Source organism: Herbaspirillum sp. B65, assembly GCF_000333555.1.
GTDB lineage: Bacteria > Pseudomonadota > Gammaproteobacteria > Burkholderiales > Burkholderiaceae_D > Herbaspirillum > Herbaspirillum rubrisubalbicans.
In genome coordinates this window covers 1-20414 of sequence record NZ_BADI01001067.1, presented here as the reverse complement: position 1 = coordinate 20414, position 20414 = coordinate 1, and the positions used below count along the sequence as shown (strand labels likewise).

The window sequence follows — 20414 nt, the reverse complement described above, 5'->3', positions numbered from 1 at the left end:
GCCTCAAAGGCTGCAATGATCGCATCGGCCACCGCTCGCACCCGTGCGGTGCGGTTCAGGTCGCTGTGCAGGACCAGCCACATGTCATACGGGGTGGCGCGCTGCGGCCAGATGCGCACCAGCCCGCTGGCCTTGTCACCCATGTGGGTCGGCAGTTCACCGATGCCCACCCCGGCTTGCAGGCAGTCATACATCACCAGTCCGGTACTGACTTCCATGGCCACGTTGGCATGGGTGATCGATTCGCCACTGATCTGTTCTGACTTCACCGGCGAGACGCTGCGCGGATAGATCACCACGTCATGTCCCTTCAGCCCGGTACCGGGCTCGGGCAGGCCACGTTTCTTCACATAGGACTTGGCGGCATAGATGCCCGTGTACAAGCGCTTGAGATGGCGCGCGATCAGGTCCGGCGCATCCGGGCGCACGGTGCGCACGGCGATGTCGGCTTCGCGCTTGGTCAGGTTGGTGAGCTGGGTCGAGGTCGAGAGCACGACCTTGATGTTGGGATGCTCCTGGCGCAGATGCCATATCGGGGTGCCGTTCCAGAACGAACCAGTGTCCTACCGCCAGATCGCGCACACTGCCACTGGCCTGGAAGGATTCGCAACGGCCTTCGTGCGCCGACATGCGTGCATCGGCCAGGCGTACCTGGTCCAGCAGGTTCTCTGCCACATGGGGTGCCTCGATGAAGCGATCGGTGATGGCCAATCCGAGTTCGGTGCCGGCCCTTCCCTGGTCCACGATGCCATGGCTGACCACGTCATTGATGCGTACCGATTTATAGTCCCAGCTGGCGCGTTGCACGCTGGCTGGCGTGAGGCTGCGTTCGCAACTCCATGCGCTGATGGTGTCGCGTTCTTCGGTGGCGCCGTCGCGGTGATAACGTACGTTGGCCGCGCTGGCTTGCGGCAGCAGCGCCACCTGGTCGCAGAACACCAGGGTGTGAGCTGGCGTGGTTGAGGTGTCGATACCGTCCGACGCCTGGGGTGTGGCGATGTACCAGGTGATACCCTCGCGCCGGCAAAGCCGTTCGATGAAGTGCGCATCGGACTCGTTGAATTGATGGCTGATCTCGCGGATCGGATAGCGTGCATCGTCGAGCCGGTCGAGGTCGAAGGAAAAGGCACTGGCCAGCACGGGACTGCGCTGGCGCCATTCGCGCAGCATGATCTCAAGGATGGCCGGTACGTTCTTGCCGCGGAAGATGCGGGTGTTGATCCGTTCCCTCATCACCCAGAGCGCATCACGCAGCGTCAACTGATAGACCCGCAGTGCCCCATCGGCATGGCCGGCCCGCGCATCGGTGATCAAGCCATTGATATGGTGCAGGCCGCCGCGGTCGGTCACCATCTCCACGCCGATGGGCTGCCCCAGCAGTTCTTGCAGGGGCAGATCGGGATCGATGGACAGGCAAGTCAACTGTCCTTCCAGTCCCTCCAGCAGCGCTTCGCGCAGCTCTACCCGTTGCACCAGCAGTTGTTGGGAGAAATGGGTTTCACGCTGGCTCCAACGTAATCGGAGGGGACGGTATTGCTGGGTCAGGATGGCCTGGGCGAAGGCAGTCGTGACTGTCGAGAGGTTGTCGGTCATGGCGGGTACCGGGGCAATGAAGGCTGGTTGAGCAAGCCGCAAAGCATAAGTACGCCGACCTGCCGCGGAAGCGATGAGCCCAATAAAGACCAGGTTTCCCGATTTTCTTGTGTATATTTTTAGAAAAATATCGATAATTACCGTCAGACCATTTCTCTCCCTTCCCCAACAGCATGGACACAACGCGCATCGACAAATGGTGCTGGGCCGCGCGCTTCTTCAAGACGCGCTCGCAAGCCACCGAAGCCGTGGACCGCGGCCGCATCAAGCTCAACGGCGAGCGCACCAAGCCGGCCCACAACATCAAGACCGGCGACCGCCTGCAGATCGACAATGGATCAACCGAATGGGAAGTGCTGGTCACCGGCATCGCCGACAAGCGCGGCTCGGCCGCCATTGCCGCGACCCTCTATCAGGAAAGTGAAGAGAGCATCGCGCGGCGTGCCGCCCAGGCCGAGCGCCATCGCTTGTTCCGCGAACCCTCGGCCGAGATCAAGGGGCGGCCGACCAAGCGTGACCGGCGCCTGCTGGACCGTTCCTCTGAATAGATGCGCTGCCACCACACGACAAGCTCGTTGTAACATGAGGGCCGATCTCCCCGACCTGTCTTTTCTCCACTCCCGGTATGAAGGTGCAGATGTCCCAGGTAGTCCCCTCCGAATCCGTATCTCCCATGCCGGTGGCGCGGCCCCTGCGCAAGGAGTGCCCGCCCGGCGCCTGCGACTGCCAGCGTGAAGCCCTGCTGGAATGCCTGCACGCCCCCGAGGCGCGCGTGCTGTGGCTGACCCGCGAAGAAGAAAAACGCCTGATCGAACGCATCACCCGCGTGGCCAGCTACGAAGAGCTGCTGCACGTGGGCAGCCTCATGCGCAAGAACCTCGGCATCCACCTGCACATCAGCCCCGGCCCCAACGAGGTGCGCACCGTGCGCGGCCTGCAGATCCACCTGGCCGAGCAACCCGGCCTGTGCCGCAAGACGCGCGAGACCATTCCCGCGGCCATCCGCAAATGCCTGGAAAACAACCCCACCATCGTCTACGCCTTGCTGGATGCCCACGACCTGCTGGGTGCCACCACCCCTCCTTCCGCGCCTGTCTGAATGCTTGCTGCGTGGCAAATTCGCCCGCGTCAGGCACGCTGATTTTTTTTGTTTGACTTTTGCGGCGCGATGAATAATAGTACGATCGTTCGAATAAATTCTGTATGAAGATAAATTCATACAGCCAGGAGTCGCGGCCATGCCGCGCGCCCGGCGAACGACTTCCTTTCCCTCACGCCCTGGTGATGGATATCAAAGAGATAACGATGACAGAGACAAGCAAGGTGACCACCGCGCCCGCCCGGCCCAAGTTCCTGCGCAAGGGCGAGCAGACCCGCGCCGCCATCCTGGACGTGGCGCTGGAGCTGGCCAGCCGTGACGGGCTGGAAGGGCTCACCATTGGTCTGTTGGCCGAGAAGATGAAGATGAGCAAGTCCGGCGTCTTCGCCCACTTCGGCTCGCGGGAGGACTTGCAGATCGAGGTCGTGCGGCTGTACCACAACCGTTTCGAGCAGGAGGTGTTCTATCCCTCCATCAAGGAACCACGCGGCCTGCCGCGCCTGGAAGGCATGTTCGCGCGCTGGATCAAGCAGGTCACGGTGGAAATCGCGCTGGGCTGTATCTACATCAGCGGCGCGGTTGAATACGACGACCGCCCCGGCGCCATTCGCGATCACCTGGTGGCGATGGTCCAGGCCTGGCGCGATGCCCTGGAGCGCTGCATCCGGCAGGCCATGGAAGCCGGCCATCTGCGCGCCGACATCGAGGTCAGCCAGATGGTCTATGAAATGTATGGCCTGATCCTGGCCCTGCATCACGATGCGCGCTTCCTGCACATCCCCGGCAGCGTCGAGCGCGCCGAAGCGAGTTTCCGCCGCCTGATCGACAGCTATCGCCCGCAAGGCAGCGACAGCAGCACCCAGGCCGCACCCGCCAAGCATTCAAAATCGGCTGCCAGGAAGGCAGCCTAAACCCGTCCGGAGACATTCATGCCCCAATACAACGCCCCCTTGCGCGACATGCAATTCGTGCTGCACGAGCTGCTCAAGGTCGAGGAAGTGTTCAAAGAACTGCCGCCCCATGCCGACACCAACCGCGAACTGGTGGACCAAGTGCTGGAGGAGGGCGGCAAGTTCGCTTCGCAAGTATTGTTCCCGCTGAACCATTCGGGCGACCGCGAGGGTTGCCACTACGACCGCGACAGCAAGACGGTCACCACGCCCAAGGGTTTCAAGCAAGCCTACCAGCAATATGTGGAAGCGGGCTGGGCGGCCTTGTCCTGTGACCCGGAATTCGGCGGCCAGGGCCTGCCGCTGACGATCAACAATTCCTTCTACGAGATGTTGAATTCGTCCAACCAAGCCTGGACCATGTACCCCGGCCTGTCGCACGGCGCCTACGAATGCCTGCACGCGCATGGTTCGGATGAACAGAAGCAGCTCTACCTGCCCAAGCTGGTCTCGGGCGAGTGGACCGGCACCATGTGCCTGACCGAAGCGCACTGCGGTACCGACCTGGGCTTGCTGCGCAGCAAGGCCGAGCCGCAGGCCGATGGTTCCTACAAGATCACCGGCAACAAGATTTTCATCTCCGCAGGGGAGAACGACGTATCTGGAAATATTATTCACTTGGTGCTGGCGCGTCTGCCCGATGCGCCAGAAGGTTCGAAGGGAATTTCACTTTTCCTGGTTCCCAAGTTCCTCCCCAATGCCGACGGCTCGCTGGGCGCGCGCAACCCGATCTTCTGCGGTGCCATCGAAGAAAAGATGGGCATCCACGGCAATGCCACCTGCCAGATGAACCTGGATGGCGCTACCGGTTGGCTGATCGGCCAGCCGCACAAGGGCTTGCAGGCCATGTTCGTGTTCATGAACGCGGCGCGCCTGGGCGTGGGGATGCAAGGCCTGGGCCTGACCGAAGTGGCCTACCAGAACGCCCTGGTCTATGCCAAGGACCGCCTGCAGATGCGCAGCCTGTCCGGCGTGAAAGCGGCTGACAAGCCGGCCGACCCGATCATCGTGCACCCCGACGTGCGCCGCATGTTGTTGACCGCCAAGGCCTTCGCCGAGGGGGGCCGTGCCTTTACCTCCTATGTCGCCCTGGAGCTGGACAAGGAACTGACCCACCCCGACGAACAGGTGCGCAAGGACAGCGCCGACATTGTGGCCCTGCTGACCCCGGTGGTGAAGGCCTTCCTCACCGACAACGCCTGGATGGCCACCTCCGAGTGCCTGCAGGTCTATGGTGGTCACGGCTACATCGCCGAGTGGGGCATGGAGCAATACGTGCGCGATGCCCGCATCAACATGATTTATGAAGGAACCAACACCATCCAGTCGCTGGACCTGCTGGGACGCAAGATCCTGATGGACAACGGCGCCAAGCTGAAGAAATTCGGCGCGCAGATCCAGGCCTTCGTGGAAGAGCATGGCACCGATGAGTCCATGTCCGAATTCATCACCCCGCTGGCCGACATCGGCGACAAGGTGACCAAGCTGACCATGGAAATCGGCATGAAGTCTTTCGCCAACCAGGACGAAGCCGGCGCCGCCGCCGTGCCTTACCTGCGCGTGGTGGGTCACCTGGTGTTCTCCTACCTGTTTGCGCGCATGGCCAAGATCGCGCTGGAAAAGCAGGACAGCGGCGACGCCTTCTACACCGCCAAGCTGGCCACGGCGCGCTTCTACTTCGCCCGCCTGCTGCCGGAAACCGCGATGCTGATCCGCCAGGCCCGTTCGGGTGCGGCCAACCTGATGGCGCTGGACGCACAGTTGTTCTGAGCGCAATACCACGCCGCGCGCGGGCTGCAGGCCGGCGCGCGGCGTTGATCTACCGCAATGAGGCCAGGGATGGCGTCACGGCTACGTCACCACGGCAGGGCATCCTGTGAGCAGCCGCAAGGCCAAACAGACAAACAGGCGTAAAGTAGTCGTTCGCTCTGAGCGGCACAGCCGCTTGCCAGGCCCCGAATTCATGTTTCATGTCTGCAGCACCAGCAAAGGAGATTTGCGTGTCCAATTTCATCGTCAAAAAAGTGGCCGTGCTCGGCGCGGGCGTCATGGGGGCACAGATCGCCGCCCATTGCATCAATGCCCGCGTGCCGGTCGTGCTGTTCGATCTGCCGGCCAAGGAAGGCCCGAAAAACGGCATCGTGCAGCGCGCCATCGAGAACCTCAAGAAACTCAGCCCGGCGCCGCTGGGCAACAAGGAAGATGCGGCCCTGATCCAGGTTGCCAACTACGAAGATGACCTGGCCGTGCTGGAAGGCTGCGACCTCATCATCGAAGCCATCGCCGAGCGCATGGACTGGAAGCATGACCTCTACAAGAAGGTCGCCCCGCACATCGCCCCCAAGGCCATCTTCGCCACCAATACCTCGGGCCTGTCGATCAATGCCCTCTCCGAAGGTTTCGACGCTGCCTTGAAGGCACGTTTCTGCGGCGTGCACTTCTTCAACCCGCCGCGCTACATGCACCTGGTCGAGCTGATCCCGACCCAGTCCACCGAACCGCACATTCTTGACCAGCTCGAAGCCTTCCTCACCACCACCCTCGGCAAGGGTGTGGTGCGCGCCTTCGACACCCCCAACTTCGTGGCCAACCGCGTGGGCGTGTTCGGCATCCTGGCCACCATCATCGAAGCCGACAAGTATGGTCTCTCGGTGGACGTAGTCGATGACCTGACCGGCGCCAAGCTGGGCCGCGCCAAGTCCGGCACCTTCCGCACCGCGGACGTGGTGGGCCTCGATACCATGGGCCACGTCATCCGTACCATGCAGGACAACCTGAAGGATGATCCCTTCTTCTCCACCTATGCCACCCCGCCGCTGTTGGCCAAGCTGGTCGAGCAGGGTGCACTGGGCCAGAAGAGTGGTGCCGGTTACTACAAGAAGGTGGGCAAGGACATCTTGCGCATCGACCCGGCCAAGGGCGACTACGTGCCCGGCGGTGGCAAGGCCGATGACATCATCGCCCGCATCCTGAAGGAAAAGGATCCGGTCAAGCGCATGAAGGCGCTGCATGATTCCACCAATCCGCAAGGCCAGTTCCTGTGGGCCATCTTCCGCGATGCCTTCCACTACATCGCCGTGCATCTGGAGTCGGTGGCCGACAATGCACGCGACCTCGACTTCGCCATGCGCTGGGGCTTCGGCTGGAGCGTCGGTCCCTTCGAGACCTGGCAAGCCGCGGGCTGGAAGCAGATCGCGCAATGGGTCAAGGAAGACATCGATGCCGGCCGTGCCTTGTCCAATGCCCCGCTGCCTGACTGGGTCTTCGATGGCCGCGATGGCGTGCATTCGGAAAAAGGTTCGTATTCGCCCTCGAAGAAGACTGACGTCGCCCGTTCCGAACTGCCGGTCTACCAGCGCCAGGCCTTCCGCGCCCCGCTGGTGGGCGAGGGTGCCGCCGATGGCAAGAGCGCCGGTACCACCGTCTTCGAAGACGAATCGGTGCGCATCTGGCACCAGAACGACGATGTGCTGATCCTGTCCTTCAAGACCAAGATGCACGTCATCGGCCAAGGCGTGATCGATGGCATGAACAAGGCCGTCACCGAAGCCGAGCAGAATTTCAAGGGCTTGGTGATCTGGCACCCGGACGCAGCCGAAGGCGGCGCCTTCTCGGCCGGTGCCGACCTGCAATCGATGCTGCCGCTGTTCATGTCCGGCGGCGTCAAGGCGATCGAACCGGTGGTGCACCAGCTGCAGCAGGCGCACCAGCGCCTGAAGTACGCCAGCGTGCCGGTCATTGCGGCGGTTGCTGGCCTGGCCCTCGGTGGTGGCTGCGAACTGCTGCTGCATACCGCCAAGCGCGTGGTCTCCATCGAGTCCTACATCGGCCTGGTGGAAGTGGGCGTAGGCCTGATCCCGGCCGGTGGCGGCCTCAAGGAAGCGGCCGTGCGCGCCGCCCGCGAAGCCAAGGGTAACGACATCCTGCAATTCCTGAAGGAATACATGCTGGCTGCGGCTACTGCCAATGTCTCCAAGTCGGCACTGGAAGCGCGCAAGCTGGGCTACCTGCGCGAGGATGATGTGATCGTCTTCAATCCCTATGAATTGCTGCACGTGGCCAAGGTCGAGGCGCGCGCGCTGTTCGACGCCGGCTACCGCCCGCAACTGCCGCCGCAGGTGCCGGTGATCGGCCGCAACGGCCTGGCTACCATCATGGCGCAGCTGGTCAACATGCGTGATGGCGGCTTCATCTCGGCGCACGACTTCAAGCTGGGCAAGATGATCGCCGAGACCGTCGCCGGTGGCGAGGTGGAAGAGGGCAGCATCGTCAATGAACAATGGCTGCTCGACATCGAGCGCAAGTTCTTCATGGAACTGCTCAACCACCCCAAGACCCAGGAACGCATCATGGGCATGATGCAAACCGGTAAGCCTGTGCGCAATTAATGAAACCTCCCTCCCCTTGAAGGGGAGGGAGAGTCCAAGGAGATTTGGTAATGAGCAAACAACTGCAAGACGCCTACATCGTCGCCGCCACCCGCACCCCCATCGGCAAGGCGCCGCGTGGCATGTTCAAGAACACCCGCCCGGATGACCTGCTGGTGCGCGCCATCCAGTCCGCCGTGGCACAGGTGCCGGGCCTGGATCCTAAGCTGATCGAGGACGCCATCGTCGGCTGCTCCTTCCCCGAAGGGGCGCAGGGTCTGAACATGGCGCGCAATGCCGTGCTGCTGGCCGGCCTGCCCAACACCATCGGCGGCGTCACCATCAACCGCTACTGCGCCTCCGGCATCACCGCCATCGCCATGGCCGCCGACCGCATCCGCGTGGGCGAAGCCGATGTGATGATCGCGGCCGGCGCTGAATCGATGTCGATGGTGCCGATGATGGGCTTCCATCCTTCCATCAACATCAATGCCTTCAAGGATGAGAACGTCGGCATGGCCTACGGCATGGGCCTGACCGCCGAGAAGGTGGCGCAGCAATGGAAGGTCTCGCGCGAAGCCCAGGACGAATTCTCGCTGGCCTCGCACCAGAAGGCCATCGCCGCCCAGCAGGCCGGCGAGTTCGCCGATGAGATGACTTCCTTCGAAATCGTCGAACGCTTCCCCAACCTGGCTACCGGCGAGATCGACATCAAGACCCGCACCGTGAGCCTGGACGAAGGTCCGCGTGCCGACTCCAACCTGGCGGCATTGGGCAAGTTGAAGCCAGTGTTCGCTGCCAAGGGCAGCGTCACCGCTGGCAACAGCTCGCAAACATCGGACGGCGCCGGTGCGTTGATCATCGTTTCGGAAAAGATCCTCAAGCAATTCAACCTGACCCCGCTGGCGCGTTTCGTCTCCTTCGCCGTGCGCGGCGTGCCGCCGGAGATCATGGGCATCGGCCCGAAGGAAGCGATTCCGGCGGCGCTGAAGGCCGGTGGCCTGACCCAGGACCAGATCGACTGGATCGAACTGAACGAAGCATTCGCTGCGCAAGCGCTGGCAGTCATTGGCGATCTCGGTCTGGATCCGAGCAAGGTCAACCCCATGGGTGGCGCGATTGCCCTGGGCCACCCGCTGGGTGCCACCGGTGCCATTCGTGCCGCTACCACCATCCATGCCCTGCGCCGCAAGAACCTGAAGTACGGCATGGTGACCATGTGCGTGGGTACCGGCATGGGTGCAGCGGGCATCTTCGAACGCGTCTGATCTACGCGCGCAAGGCCTGAACAAAAAAGCCGCACTGCTCCTGCTGTGCGGCTTTTTTCATGAATCATATAAATCATTTATAAGAATCAAGGAGACCCGTGCAGATGGATATTCAACTGAGCAAGGCCGATGGCATCCTGACCATCCACTTCGACCGCGAAGACAAGAAGAACGCCATCACTGCCGCCATGTACCAGCAACTGGCCGATGCCCTCAAGGATGCCGAAACCGACAGTGCGGTGCGCGTCATCCTCTTCACCGGCAAGCCGCAAGCCTTCTCGGCCGGCAACGACCTGGAAGACTTCCTGAAGAACCCGCCCAAGACTCAGGACGCGCCGGTATTCCAGTTCCTGTGGCAGATCAGCCATGCCAGTAAACCCATCGTGGCGGCGGTCGCGGGCGTGGCTGTGGGCATCGGTACCACGCTGCTGTTGCATTGCGACCTGGTCTATGCGGCCGACAATGCCAAGTTCTCGATGCCCTTCACGCAACTGGGTTTGTGCCCGGAGGCCGCCTCATCGCTGCTGTTGCCGCACATCGCCGGTTACCAGCGCGCCGCTGAAAAGCTGTTGCTGGGCGAAGCCTTCGGTGCAGACGAAGCCTGCCAGATGGGCTTCGTCAATCGCGTCATGCCGGTGGAGGAGTTGCTTGCCTATGCGCACAAGCAGGCAGCCAAGCTGGCTGCCTTGCCGGCTGCATCGATCCGCCTGACCAAGCAGTTGATGAAGAAGAATCGCGTGACCGCCACCGAACAGCAGATGGTCGTCGAGATCGAACACTTCTCGCGCATGTTGACCGAGCCCGAGGCCAAGGAAGCGTTCACGGCATTCTTTGAGAAGCGTAAGCCGGATTTCACTCAGTTTGGCTGAAGTCTGCGCCGTTTCCCGAGGGTGTTGCCGTGGAAGTACCAAGCGAGATGGACGCTACCATGGCATGACCAGCAAGATCAGTCGAAGAACACCTGCACCTTCATCAGGCTATCGGCACCCGAGGTCACCGAACACATGCGGCCGACCTCGATGGGCATGATGGAACCTTGCATCAGCTCCACCGTCTTGTTCACCTTGGCTTCCGAATAGGCGGGAACGATCTTGCGCACCTCCTCGGCGGTAGCGTCTCCCCGGATGTTCTGAGGAGCACATTGCAGTGTGATGCGCTGCCCCTGGTAGCTCGATGAGATGCCAGGCGTGGTCTCATCGTCGATGCCTTGCACGACGGTGGTGTTGTTCAATCTCAGCACATAGCGGTCCGATGCAAAGTTGCCCTGGGTGACGCAGAGCTCTCCTCGGGTTGAGTTACCGGCCAATGCAAATGCCGACGAGGCGCAAACGGTTTTCTTGGGTTTGGCGGTAATGACGGCAATGCCGTTCGCTGTTGGGGTAGTCACGGCCACGTTGTTGCTCGGAGGAGTGGTGCAGGCGGCGAGCATGAAGGGCAATGAAAATGCCAAGTATTTTTTGTTCATCATGATATGGGTTGGTTCGTCATTGGATTTGATGGTGTTGCGGGCGGTGCCGGGACTTCTTTGTCCCGTCAAGAATCCGGCAATTCAGCCGGGCTGAGGTCGGGGCGTTCTTTCTGAAGAACCGATGCAGTGACCGAGCCTTGCAGCGAGCATGAAACGCGCGTGGCACGCGGGTTGTTTTCCATGCTTTCGACGATGAATGCGCGCTCGATCGTATTTTTCCGGGGGACGCTACTGGCGGCAGTATTGATGGCAAGCCACTCGCCGCTACCCGTTTTCAATTCCGTGCGTGCATAGTCCGTTTCGACGCGTTGCAGGCGACTGGCGTCTTTGACCATCGGACGCAGTTTGGCCATGACCTCTTCAACCGTACCCTCGACGATGAATCCCCAGTAGTAATAGCGTCCCAGCTCCTTGAGATCGGTGATCTCGTCGAAATACCCCAGCAGCTTCATGCCGCCTACGGTGACGGCGGCGGAGAAATCAATCTGGCTGGCCGGCGCCGTCTTGCGATCCTGAACCTTGATCCAGGCGATCTCACCTTGTCGTTGCAGTGTCGGGAATGTCTGACTTGCAGCCGCATCCTGCGCAAGGACGCTGAAGAAGCTACTACCGCAACCCGTGAATTCCCGGATTGTTTGCTCGGCTATCTGCGCCGAGGCTGGCAACGCCGTCAGGACGATACTGGCGAGCATGGCTGTACGCACCCACGGGGCGCAGCGCTTACGTTTCATCTTGTGTTTCCCCTGTCTGGATTTGACCGTTGTGTAGTTTCTGCGGTACTGGCCGGCAATGCATCGCGAGACCCGTTGATCCCCAGGGATTGCAGAGCTGCGGAGAAGTTCATATTGCCGGGCGGCAATATGTTAATTCATGTTAAGTAATTTTTGTTGGATTTCTTAAATTCAGCCAGTTCAGTTAAGGCGGCTTCGATTTCCTGCTCGTTGCCGGCAGGACATGCTGCTATCCCTGACTCCGCTTTTACCCATTGTTGAGTCGCATCGAAAACTGGCCCACTTCCACTTTCCCCGGAAGTTTGCATCCTAAGTTGCCCGATGTTTAGACCACAACTTTCAGGCTGCCTCAGCGCTGAGGCAATCAAATCAGCGCCCTTTCTGAGCAGAACGCATCGCACGCCTATTTATGAAATGAGTTCTATATGTCAGCGGAGAAATGAAAAGCCCCCGGCGTCGCTACTTCCAACTGCTCTTCCCCGTCGCAATCACCGCCACCGGCGCCACACGCTGCGCAAAAGGATGCCGCAACACGATCCGGCTGGCGAACTTCTCGATGCCGATTTCATCCTCCAGCAGCCGCTCCATCAATTCCTGGAATGCCGATACCGTGGGGGCGATGATCTTGAGCAGGTAGTCGTAGCCGCCACTGACGTTGTAGCACTCGACGATTTCCTGACACTTGGCGGCGCCCTGTTCGAACTTGCGGAAATCGGCCGGGCGGTGGCTGCCGAGGGTGATCTCGGAAAATACCTCGACATGGCTGCCCAGCTTGTCCAGGGCAATCTGCGCACCGTAGCCGGCGATGATGCCGCTCTCTTCCATGCGCTTGGTGCGGGTCAGGCAAGGGCTGGGACTTAAGCTGACCGCCTCGGCCAGTTCCACGTTCGAACAGCGCCCCTCGCGCTGCAAGTGCTCGAGAATCTTGATGTCGGTGCGGTCGAGGGGCTCTATGGGTCGCATGGATCGATCATATCATCGTCGCGGCAGCCGTCACCGTGAGGCCGTTCTGGCTTCGTTGAGCGACTCATCAAGCGCGTCGATCACCAAGCCGGCCTGCTGCGCCGTCAACACCAGCGGCGGGCGGATCTTCAGGACGTTGTGGCCCATGGCGCAGGCGCTGAGCAACACACCCTTCTGGCGCATCCGGTTCACTACTTCGCTGGTGAGGCTGCGATCAGGCGCGCGCGTGTGGCGGTCAGTCACCAGCTCCACCCCTACGAACATGCCTGCACCGCGCACGTCGCCAATGGCGTCGTGACGCTCGGCCAGGGCGCTGAGGCCGTTGAGCAAGACCGAGCCGACCTGCTGCGCATGAGCAATCAGTGCTTCATTTTCTATGGTCTTGAGCACGGCCAGTGCGGCGGCACATGACACCGTGTTGCCGCCGAAGGTATTGAAGTAGCGCGAGCGCTGGCCGAACTCCTGCAAGACGTCAGCCGTGGCCAGCAGGCCGGCCACCGGCTGGCCATTGCCCATCGGTTTGCCCATGCTCACGATATCGGGGACCACGCCGTGGCGCTGGAAGCCCCACATGTGCTCACCTGTGCGGCCGAAGCCCGGTTGCACTTCATCGGCGATGAACAGGCCACCGGCACGCTTGATGGCTTCTACGGCACCCTTGAGGAAGCCGACCGGTCCCGGCAGGATGCCGTCGCTGGTGAAGAGCGAATCGACGATCAGTGCCGCCGGCTGGATGCCATGGCGCTTCAGGTCGGCGATGGCAGCCTCGACATCGCGCGTGAAGCGTTCTCCCAGGTCGGCGCCGTCGGCGTGGTAGCTGCGCGGCGCCGGTACCAGTCGCACATGCGCGCCCAGGTTGACGGTCGTACCCAATGAAGGCGAGAACTGCGAGACGGCGTCGGTGATGCCGTGATAGGCCGTATCGGTGACGATCACCCCCACGCCGCCGGTACGGACCTTGGCGATGCGATAGGCCAGATCATTGGCTTCGCTGCCGGTGCAGGTCAGCATCAGGTGTGCCAGCGCCGTTTCAGGCACCGTGGCCAGCAGGCGCTCGGCCAGTTCCAGGATGGTTTCGTGCAGGTAGCGGGTGTTGGTGGCCAGGGTCTGGACCTGGGTGCAGATGGCTTCGGTGACCGCAGGATGGCAATGACCCAGCGAGGTGACGTTGTTGTAGACGTCGAGATAGCGCCGGCCTTGCGGATCGATCAGCCAGACGCCTTCGCCACGCACGATGTGCAGCGGGTGTTCGTACATCAGGCGGTAAGCGGGGCCCAGCAGGGCGTCGCGGCGTTCGATCAGGGCCCCGGTGACCGGGCCGACATCGGCGCGACCGGGGATGTAGGCGTTGACCATGTTCAGGTCGGTGGTACTTTTTTTCATGTCGTTCTCCTGTGGCGGATTTCTGAAAGCAGGCGGTCACGCGCCTCCTGGCGAGACAGTTCATCCAGTTGTGCCAGACCCTCCCAGGCTGCAGGGTTGTGGCGCATGATGTAGGCCCGGTTGTGGGGGTAGCGCAGCACCCGCCATTGCGTGATGAGTGCGGTGATGAGATGACGCGTGGCCATCAGGTCGGTGACGATCTCCAATTCGAGATCGGTCAGTGGCAAGACCTCGTGATAGGCCCCGATGAACTGCGCCGGTCCTTCGAAGGGATCGGCATTGCCGGTCATATGGAAGGCCGCGGCCGTGCCCACCTCACCCACCAGCGGTGCGTGCAGCATGTCGCCGAAGTCGATGATGCCGGTGATGCGTTCCAGCTCCTGCGGGGCCACCAGCGTGTTGTAGAGATGGTAGTCATTATGGATGACCTGTGCGCGTACTTGCGGCAAGCGTGGCAGTACATGCTCGGTGAAGCGCTGCATGAACCGCTGCGCCAGTTGACGGCGCGTCGGGTCGATCAGGCTCTCCATCTTGTCGTGCAAACGATGGGCGGTCGAGACATTCCAGAGCAGGTCGTGATGTGCGGCTGGATGGCTGAAGTCGCGCAGCGCCAGATCCAACTGCGCCAGGCTGCGGCCCATGGCGATGCGCTGACCGGGGGTGTGCACGGTTCCCTTGATCTGTACGCCGTCCAGATAGGTCAACATGCGTACCGTGCAAATACTGCCGTCTTGCATTCGCAGGGGAACGGTGGGGCGTCCGTCCAGCGTGCGCACCACCCGTGGGGTAGGCAGATCAGGAGCGACTGCTGCGATGTGATCCAGGGCCGCAATCTGGAAGTTCACGACGACCACGTCCTCTGAGGGATTGCTTATCTTGAGGACATACTGCGTGCCGTCGGCGCATTGGATGCAGCAGTTCTGGTCTCGTTCGCTGGCCAAGGCGCGGGCCTGGCCCTCGATGCCATAGAACGTCGCTGCCAGCTGCTCCAGCTCCGGCAAAGCCAGATCGGGAGCGGCTGTGTTGAGCGCAGTAGTGGCGAGCGGAGCTTGTACTTGCATCATGGGTCAGATTTCCGGTCAGGCGAAGCGGGTGTTCAAAGGCCTACCAGGCCGGCTAGCTGGCGGAAATCGGTCAGGCGATTGACGCCATAACCATCGCAGAAGGGCTCATGATTGCGATCGATGAAAGCCTTGGCCATGAAGCCCAGGTCGTTGGCCGACATCATGTCGTAACGGAAGCTCGATGAGCAATGCATCATCTCTTGCGGAGCGCAGCCAAGCTGGTCGAACATGTATTCGAATGCCTGGGCGCGTGGCTTGTAGGCCTGTGCTTCCTCGGCGGTATAGACCGCATGGAAGGCGGCCTTCAGATGTGCCACGCTGTGTGGAATCAGGTCGACCATCGAATTGGACAGAATCACCAGTGGGATGTGGGGCGCAATCTTTTCCAGCGTCTCCACCACATGCGGATGCGGCTGCCAGGTGGGAACGGCATCGTAGAGCGCTTGGGCGTCGCTGGAACGATATTGCACGCCGTGTGCGTGGCAGGTGCGCTGGATGGAATTTTCTACGACATTGAAGAAAGGCTTCCAGGCACCCAGCACTTCATCGAGCCGATAGAAACGGAAACTATCTAAAAAAGCAGGCATTCGCTCCTGCGTGACGCGGTCGGCGAACAAGACCTTGGCGGTCGGTCCCATTTCAAAATTGATGAGGGTTCCATAGCAGTCGAAACTGATGAACTTGGGCTTGAGAATCATGGGGGCAATCTCCTTCGTGGTGGATGGAAGAAGTATGGCCGGCTGCATGAAACAAATATTTTTTATTGCCGGGAGATTGGAGCAGCTTCTACTTTTAAACGAGACCTTTCCGGCATTTTCCATGGCGTTGTTGCGGTTGGTGCGTTGTTTTAAGACGTGCTTTCGTATCGCTGAAGTCCTGATTGGGGGCGGCTTTCAGCACATTTTTAGAGGTCTCTTGAAGGGTTGGTGAGGCCTATGTTCGGCGATGTTGCTGCGCCATTGCGGTGCCTGTCCCAGCATTAAATTCAATTTAATATCGGATTTAAGAAGCATTAATCATCACCGCAAATTGAGGTCGCATAATTATTTGGCATTGGGAGCGCAGCCAAGCGCTCGCCCTCTACTTCGTAGCCCGACACCCCAGACTTATCACCAGGAACCGTACCCATGTCTCCCCCGCTCATTCAGATCGATACACCTACCTTGCCACCGGCTGCGGCCGATGTGGTCATCATCGGCGGTGGCATCATCGGCATCTTTGCCGGCTACTATCTGGCCCGCCGTGGCGTGTCGGTGGCGGTGATCGAGAAGGGCCGCATCGGTGCCGAACAATCCAGCCGCAACTGGGGCTGGTGCCGTCAGCAGAATCGCGATGAACGCGAACTGCCGATGGCCAGCAAGGCCATCGATCTATGGGAACGGTTCGGTATCGAGTCGGGCGAAGATACCGGTTTCAATCGCTGCGGCCTGCTCTATCTGAGCAACGATGAAGAAGAGATCGCGCGCTGGGCCGCCTGGGGCGAATTTGCCAAGACCGCCGGCGTGACCACCCATATGCTGGACAGCCGCGCAGCCTCGATGCGCGGGCAGGTCACCGGGCGCCGCTGGAAGGGCGGCGTATTCTCGCCCACCGATGGCACCGCCGATCCCGGCAAGGCTGCGCCGGCCGTGGCCAGGGCCATCATGAAGCTGGGCGGCAGCGTGGTCCAGAATTGTGCCGCGCGCGGTCTGGAAGTCGAGGCTGGTCGGGTCAGCGCAGTGATCACCGAGTCCGGCGTCATCAAGACCCGCACCGCAGTATTGGCAGGGGGCGCCTGGGCCTCTTCGTTCTGCCGCCAGTTGGGTATTCGTTTTCCACAGGCATCGATTCGTCAATCCATTCTCAGCGTGGCGCCGATAGACCAGCCGCTGCCCGGTGCCATGGTGACATCCGGCGTGTCGTTTACGCGGCGCAATGACGGGCGGTATGCGCTGGCCATCAGCGGTCGGGCACGGGTGGATGTGACGCCGCAGTTCCTGCGTTATTCGCCACAGTTCGTGCCGATGTTTGCCAAGCGCTGGCGCAGTCTGCTGCCGGGTGGACTGGAAGGCGTGCGTGGCGGGCATGAGACGCTCAGGCGCTGGCGCCTGGATGCACCTACTCCAATGGAGAAGGTGCGTATTCTCGATCCCCGGCCCGACCCGCGCACCATCCGCGAAACCCATCGCCGCGCCGTCGAACTGCTGCCCGAATTACGCCAGGCCAGGATCACCCATGCCTGGGCCGGCTTCGTCGATAGTACCCCTGATGGCGTGCCGGCCATCGGCGAAGTCCCGGAGCTGCCTGGCTTGATCCTGGGAGCAGGCTTTTCCGGTCATGGCTTTGGCATCGGTCCCGGAGCCGGCCACCTGATTGCCGATCTGGCCAGCGGCGTGGAACCCGTCGTCGATGCACGTCCCTATCATCCCAGCCGCTTCAACGATACGGCCTGGGGCAAGGTGGCCAACTTCTGATGCGTCGCCAATGCCATCAGCGTTGGCATTCACCGTTCCTTAATCCTCATACAGCGGTTTGCTCGTTGGAGCCCATGATGCAACTGAAGTCGTATTGGCTGGACACTTCCATCCCCTTTATCAGCGAGCGCCAGGACTTGCCGCAAGGCAGTTGCGACGTGCTGGTGGTCGGTGGCGGCATCACCGGTTCGGCGGCGGCGCTGGCGCTGGCGCGCAAGGGGGCGCGAGTAGTGGTCTGCGAAGCCGACATCGTGGGTGGCGCTGCATCCGGGCGCAACGGTGGCATGTGCAACAACGGTTTCGCCCAGGACTATGCGGCGTTGTCGCAGCGGCTCGGGCGCGAATGCGCCAACCGTCTGTACCGGGCCTTCGACGCCGGGGTCGATACGGTCGAGCGCCTGGTGCGGGAAGAATCCATCGATTGCAGCTTCGCCCGTCATGGCAAGCTCAAGCTGGCTGCCAAGCCCGAGCACTATGACAAGCTGGCGCGCAGCCAGGAGCTGCTGGCTGGCAGCGTCGATGCACACACGCAGCTGTTGAGCAGGATGCAGTTGCGCGATGAAGTCGGCACCGACCGCTACTACGGCGGTCTGCTCATGCAAAAGAGCGCCGGGATGCACGTGGGCCGCTACGTGCGCGGGCTGGCGCAGGCCGCGCAGCGACATGGTGCGACGTACCTGGAACAGACCCCGGTGCTGGGCCTGCAACGCCAATCCGGTGGCTATCTGGTGCGCACGCCCCGGGGTGAGTTGCGCGCCACGCAGGTGCTCCTGGCTAGCGGTATTTCGCAGGTCGGCCCCTTCGCCTGGATCCGCCGTCGCATCGTGCCGGTCGGCGCCTTCCTGATCGTCACCGAGCCCTTGCCGGCGGCGTTGCTGGATCAATTGTTGCCGACCCGGCGCATGTACACCGACACCAAGAATTTCGTCAATTACTTCCGCGCCACGCCTGACAATCGGCTGCTCTTCGGCGGCCGGGCTCGCTTTGCGGTCTCCAATCCCAAATCCGATGCCAAGAGCGGCGAGATCCTGCGTCAGCAAATGTTGAGTGTGTTCCCGCAAATGGCAGGGGTGCGCATCGATTATTGCTGGGGCGGCATGGTCGACATGACGGTCGATCGTCTGCCGCGCGCCGGGCAGCGTGACGGCGTGTTCTATTCCATGGGTTACAGCGGTCACGGCACCCACATGGCGACTCTGATGGGGACCCTGATGGCCGAGATCATGGATGGCCGGGCCGATCTCAATCCCTGGAAGGATTTTGCCTGGCCGGCCATTCCCGGTCATGTCGGCAAGCCCTGGTTCCTGCCTTTCGTGGGGGCGTGGTATCGGCTCAAGGACCGGTTGCAATGACAGTTGCAGGCGCCGAGGCAAGTGTTTCGGCTTTCAGCTAGCTCGATCCCATCGAGCCGATAATCACTTGTGTCTCGCCACGACGTCTATCTCCGACTGCGTCATGACTACACGATTGCGCCCTTTGCGTTTGGCTTCATAGAGTGCTGCATCGGTGATGGCAATGACGCTGTCGAGATCCAGCGGCGGTACCTCGACCAGGCTTGCCCCCGCACTGAGGCTCACCACATCAGGCGTGGCGAACATATTGCGTGCCATCAGGGAAAAGGCCTGCCGCAGCTCTTCCAGCGATCGCATGAGTTCCTCTGCGCGCACATCCTGCAACAGGATCACGAATTCATCCCCGCCCAGGCGCGCAGCCAGGGCATGTTCGGGCAAGCTCTCGCGCAGCAGCGTGCTCAAGGCTTCGAGCAGCTTGTCGCCGGCCGCATGGCCGTGCAGGTCGTTGACCTGCTTGAAGTTGTCGATGTCGATCAATAGCAGCGCTGTCGGATGCTGCGCACTGGCTTGCGCCAGCAAGGCCGGGGCACGCGCGTGCAGGGCGCGGCGGTTCAACAGGCCGGTGAGCGGATCGCGTGCAGCCAGTTGACCGATGCGTTCCTCACGGCGCTGACGTTCGGTGCCGGTCATCGACAGTGCGATCAGCATCACCGCCATCGACCCTTCGATCAGCGAGACCTGGATGATGGTCCCACCAAAGGCCGCCAGATCGACCCAAGCCCCTAAAGCCAGGGCCGACACGGCCTTGGCCACATAGAACAGGCCATGCACCAGCAAGACATGGCGCAACTGCGCTGCGCCCACGCTCAACGAAGCGCCATGCGGGCGTAGCAGGCTGCTGGCGCGCAGGGTCAGGGCGGCGATCATCAACGACTGTACCCCCAGCATGACACGTGACCACCAGGGATGGGTGGGCAGCAGCAGCATCAACAGCCACAAGCCGGCCAGCAGCCACCACCCGTGTGACAAGCGACGCCGCGTAAACCATGCCACGCCCGTGAGGAAACAGGCGTGTGCTGCGATCAGCAAGCCATTGGCAAACCAGATGCCGACCAGCAGGTAGCCGCGCGAGCGCAGCAGGGCCAGGAAGGAGCCCAGGGTGATGATGGCAAAGCCGCTGCTCCAGATCAGCAGCGAGCGTTCGCGCACCACGCTCCACTCCACCGCCAGATAACAGGCGGCGCTGGCGGCCAATGCGATGGTGAGGATGAGCAGGGTGGAAGGGTCGAGAGCCATGAGGTGTTGCGTCGCCCGTGAGGGCGCAGTACGAATGGCTGACATTGTAGCCTTCGTCGCCCTGCTCGCAGTGTTGTCCTTCGGCAACGCGCGCAATGGCGCTCGCTAGGCGGGAATGCTTACGTTGTTTTTGCTTCCACCGGCGGGGGCGTGGTCGTGGCCGCTGCGGAGGTCGGTTTGGGCTCATCCCTGCTCGCCTGTTCGGGCGAGAACAGCGGCAGTTTCTTCTTCACCAGCGGCAGGTTGACGCGTTCGGTGCCGTCCGGCAATACGGCTTGTTCGGCTGATAGCCAGTTGCCATTGTCAGTATTCATGAGTTTCTCCTTGGGATGGAGCGCCCAGCTTGTCGTTTTCTTGCGCCAGACTCGTTGATACAACTCAACCGGGCCATTGTTTTGATGAGAATTCTTCTTGTTACTTAGATAATGCAGACCGGCTCGCGTACTATGCTTCCCATCCGGGAACCACGCCGGGGCAGCCTTCTCGG

At 61.6% G+C, this 20414-nt stretch carries 20 protein-coding genes and 2 pseudogenes; 11 read left to right on the top strand and 11 right to left on the bottom strand.

Annotated elements, in window-relative coordinates:
- A pseudogene (locus I5W_RS25310) lies at positions 1-524 on the bottom strand (LysR substrate-binding domain-containing protein); the annotation flags it as partial.
- Between the two features lie 61 nt (positions 525-585).
- A pseudogene (locus tag I5W_RS25305) lies at positions 586-1593 on the bottom strand (type VI secretion system Vgr family protein); the annotation flags it as partial.
- A 173-nt stretch (positions 1594-1766) separates the two neighbouring features.
- Here I5W_RS25305 and I5W_RS25300 point away from each other — a divergent pair.
- The 7 genes from I5W_RS25300 to I5W_RS25270 all read left to right on the top strand — a co-directional run bounded on the left by I5W_RS25300 (position 1767) and on the right by I5W_RS25270 (position 10146).
- Positions 1767-2141, top strand: coding sequence for an RNA-binding S4 domain-containing protein (locus I5W_RS25300; protein WP_044531328.1), 375 nt, complete (start codon positions 1767-1769; stop codon positions 2139-2141).
- Positions 2142-2230: 89 nt separating this feature from the next.
- Complete coding sequence (locus tag I5W_RS25295; RefSeq protein WP_017451857.1) at positions 2231-2692, top strand: hypothetical protein; 462 nt, start codon at positions 2231-2233, stop codon at positions 2690-2692.
- A gap of 206 nt (positions 2693-2898) precedes the next feature.
- A complete protein-coding gene (locus tag I5W_RS25290) occupies positions 2899-3603 on the top strand; it encodes a TetR/AcrR family transcriptional regulator (protein WP_044531327.1) in 705 nt (234 codons plus the stop codon).
- Positions 3604-3621: 18 nt separating this feature from the next.
- Positions 3622-5412 carry an acyl-CoA dehydrogenase C-terminal domain-containing protein gene (locus tag I5W_RS25285; RefSeq protein ID WP_044531326.1) on the top strand — a complete coding sequence of 597 codons (1791 nt, stop codon included), beginning with the start codon at positions 3622-3624 and terminating at the stop codon, positions 5410-5412.
- A gap of 230 nt (positions 5413-5642) precedes the next feature.
- Positions 5643-8030: a 3-hydroxyacyl-CoA dehydrogenase/enoyl-CoA hydratase family protein gene (locus I5W_RS25280; protein ID WP_026052023.1), complete on the top strand. Its 2388-nt coding sequence runs from the start codon at positions 5643-5645 to the stop codon at positions 8028-8030.
- Positions 8031-8080: 50 nt separating this feature from the next.
- Positions 8081-9277, top strand: coding sequence for an acetyl-CoA C-acyltransferase (locus I5W_RS25275; protein ID WP_017451861.1), 1197 nt, complete (start codon positions 8081-8083; stop codon positions 9275-9277).
- A 104-nt stretch (positions 9278-9381) separates the two neighbouring features.
- Positions 9382-10146, top strand: a complete 765-nt coding sequence (locus I5W_RS25270; RefSeq protein ID WP_199901803.1) for an enoyl-CoA hydratase — start codon at positions 9382-9384, stop codon at positions 10144-10146.
- A 77-nt stretch (positions 10147-10223) separates the two neighbouring features.
- On the opposite strand, the gene I5W_RS32250 is transcribed toward I5W_RS25270, so the two are convergent.
- Complete coding sequence (locus I5W_RS32250) at positions 10224-10508, bottom strand: hypothetical protein (RefSeq protein ID WP_044531324.1); 285 nt, start codon at positions 10506-10508, stop codon at positions 10224-10226.
- Positions 10509-10545: 37 nt separating this feature from the next.
- Here I5W_RS32250 and I5W_RS32245 point away from each other — a divergent pair, with 37 nt between their 5' ends.
- Entirely contained in the window at positions 10546-10839 is a 294-nt protein-coding gene (locus I5W_RS32245; protein WP_044531323.1) for a hypothetical protein, read from the top strand.
- On the opposite strand, the gene I5W_RS25255 is transcribed toward I5W_RS32245, so the two are convergent.
- The 6 genes from I5W_RS25255 to I5W_RS25235 all read right to left on the bottom strand — a co-directional run bounded on the left by I5W_RS25255 (position 10811) and on the right by I5W_RS25235 (position 15584).
- On the bottom strand, positions 10811-11476 hold the full coding sequence (locus tag I5W_RS25255; RefSeq protein ID WP_148289199.1) for a hypothetical protein: 666 nt from the start codon (positions 11474-11476) through the stop codon (positions 10811-10813). The genes I5W_RS32245 and I5W_RS25255 overlap by 29 nt on opposite strands.
- Before the next feature lie 137 nt (positions 11477-11613).
- Positions 11614-11784: a hypothetical protein gene (locus I5W_RS32240; protein ID WP_159106152.1), complete on the bottom strand. Its 171-nt coding sequence runs from the start codon at positions 11782-11784 to the stop codon at positions 11614-11616.
- A 151-nt stretch (positions 11785-11935) separates the two neighbouring features.
- Positions 11936-12439 (bottom strand): Lrp/AsnC family transcriptional regulator, encoded by a 504-nt coding sequence (locus tag I5W_RS25250; protein WP_044531322.1) that lies wholly within the window; start codon positions 12437-12439, stop codon positions 11936-11938.
- Positions 12440-12469: 30 nt separating this feature from the next.
- On the bottom strand, positions 12470-13822 hold the full coding sequence (locus tag I5W_RS25245) for an aspartate aminotransferase family protein (RefSeq protein ID WP_044531321.1): 1353 nt from the start codon (positions 13820-13822) through the stop codon (positions 12470-12472).
- On the bottom strand, positions 13819-14886 hold the full coding sequence (locus I5W_RS25240) for a phosphotransferase (RefSeq protein WP_044531320.1): 1068 nt from the start codon (positions 14884-14886) through the stop codon (positions 13819-13821). The genes I5W_RS25245 and I5W_RS25240 overlap by 4 nt, the downstream gene beginning before the upstream one ends.
- A gap of 32 nt (positions 14887-14918) precedes the next feature.
- Entirely contained in the window at positions 14919-15584 is a 666-nt protein-coding gene (locus I5W_RS25235) for a haloacid dehalogenase type II (RefSeq protein ID WP_044531319.1), read from the bottom strand.
- Between I5W_RS25235 and I5W_RS25230 the strand changes: the two genes are divergently transcribed.
- From I5W_RS25230 to I5W_RS25220, 3 genes are all read left to right on the top strand, one after another.
- Positions 15583-15816 (top strand): hypothetical protein, encoded by a 234-nt coding sequence (locus tag I5W_RS25230; protein WP_044531318.1) that lies wholly within the window; start codon positions 15583-15585, stop codon positions 15814-15816. The genes I5W_RS25235 and I5W_RS25230 overlap by 2 nt on opposite strands.
- 197 nt (positions 15817-16013) lie before the next feature.
- A complete protein-coding gene (locus I5W_RS25225; protein ID WP_044531317.1) occupies positions 16014-17339 on the top strand; it encodes an NAD(P)/FAD-dependent oxidoreductase in 1326 nt (441 codons plus the stop codon).
- A gap of 77 nt (positions 17340-17416) precedes the next feature.
- A complete protein-coding gene (locus I5W_RS25220; protein ID WP_199901804.1) occupies positions 17417-18691 on the top strand; it encodes an NAD(P)/FAD-dependent oxidoreductase in 1275 nt (424 codons plus the stop codon).
- A 63-nt stretch (positions 18692-18754) separates the two neighbouring features.
- Here the strand turns inward: I5W_RS25220 and I5W_RS25215 are convergent, their stop codons facing one another.
- Together I5W_RS25215 and I5W_RS33725 are read right to left on the bottom strand one after the other, a co-directional pair.
- Positions 18755-19927, bottom strand: coding sequence for a GGDEF domain-containing protein (locus I5W_RS25215; RefSeq protein ID WP_017451869.1), 1173 nt, complete (start codon positions 19925-19927; stop codon positions 18755-18757).
- Positions 19928-20046: 119 nt separating this feature from the next.
- Positions 20047-20414, bottom strand: a 368-nt coding sequence (locus I5W_RS33725; RefSeq protein ID WP_252717219.1) for a hypothetical protein, incomplete at its 5' end; no start/stop codon positions are given.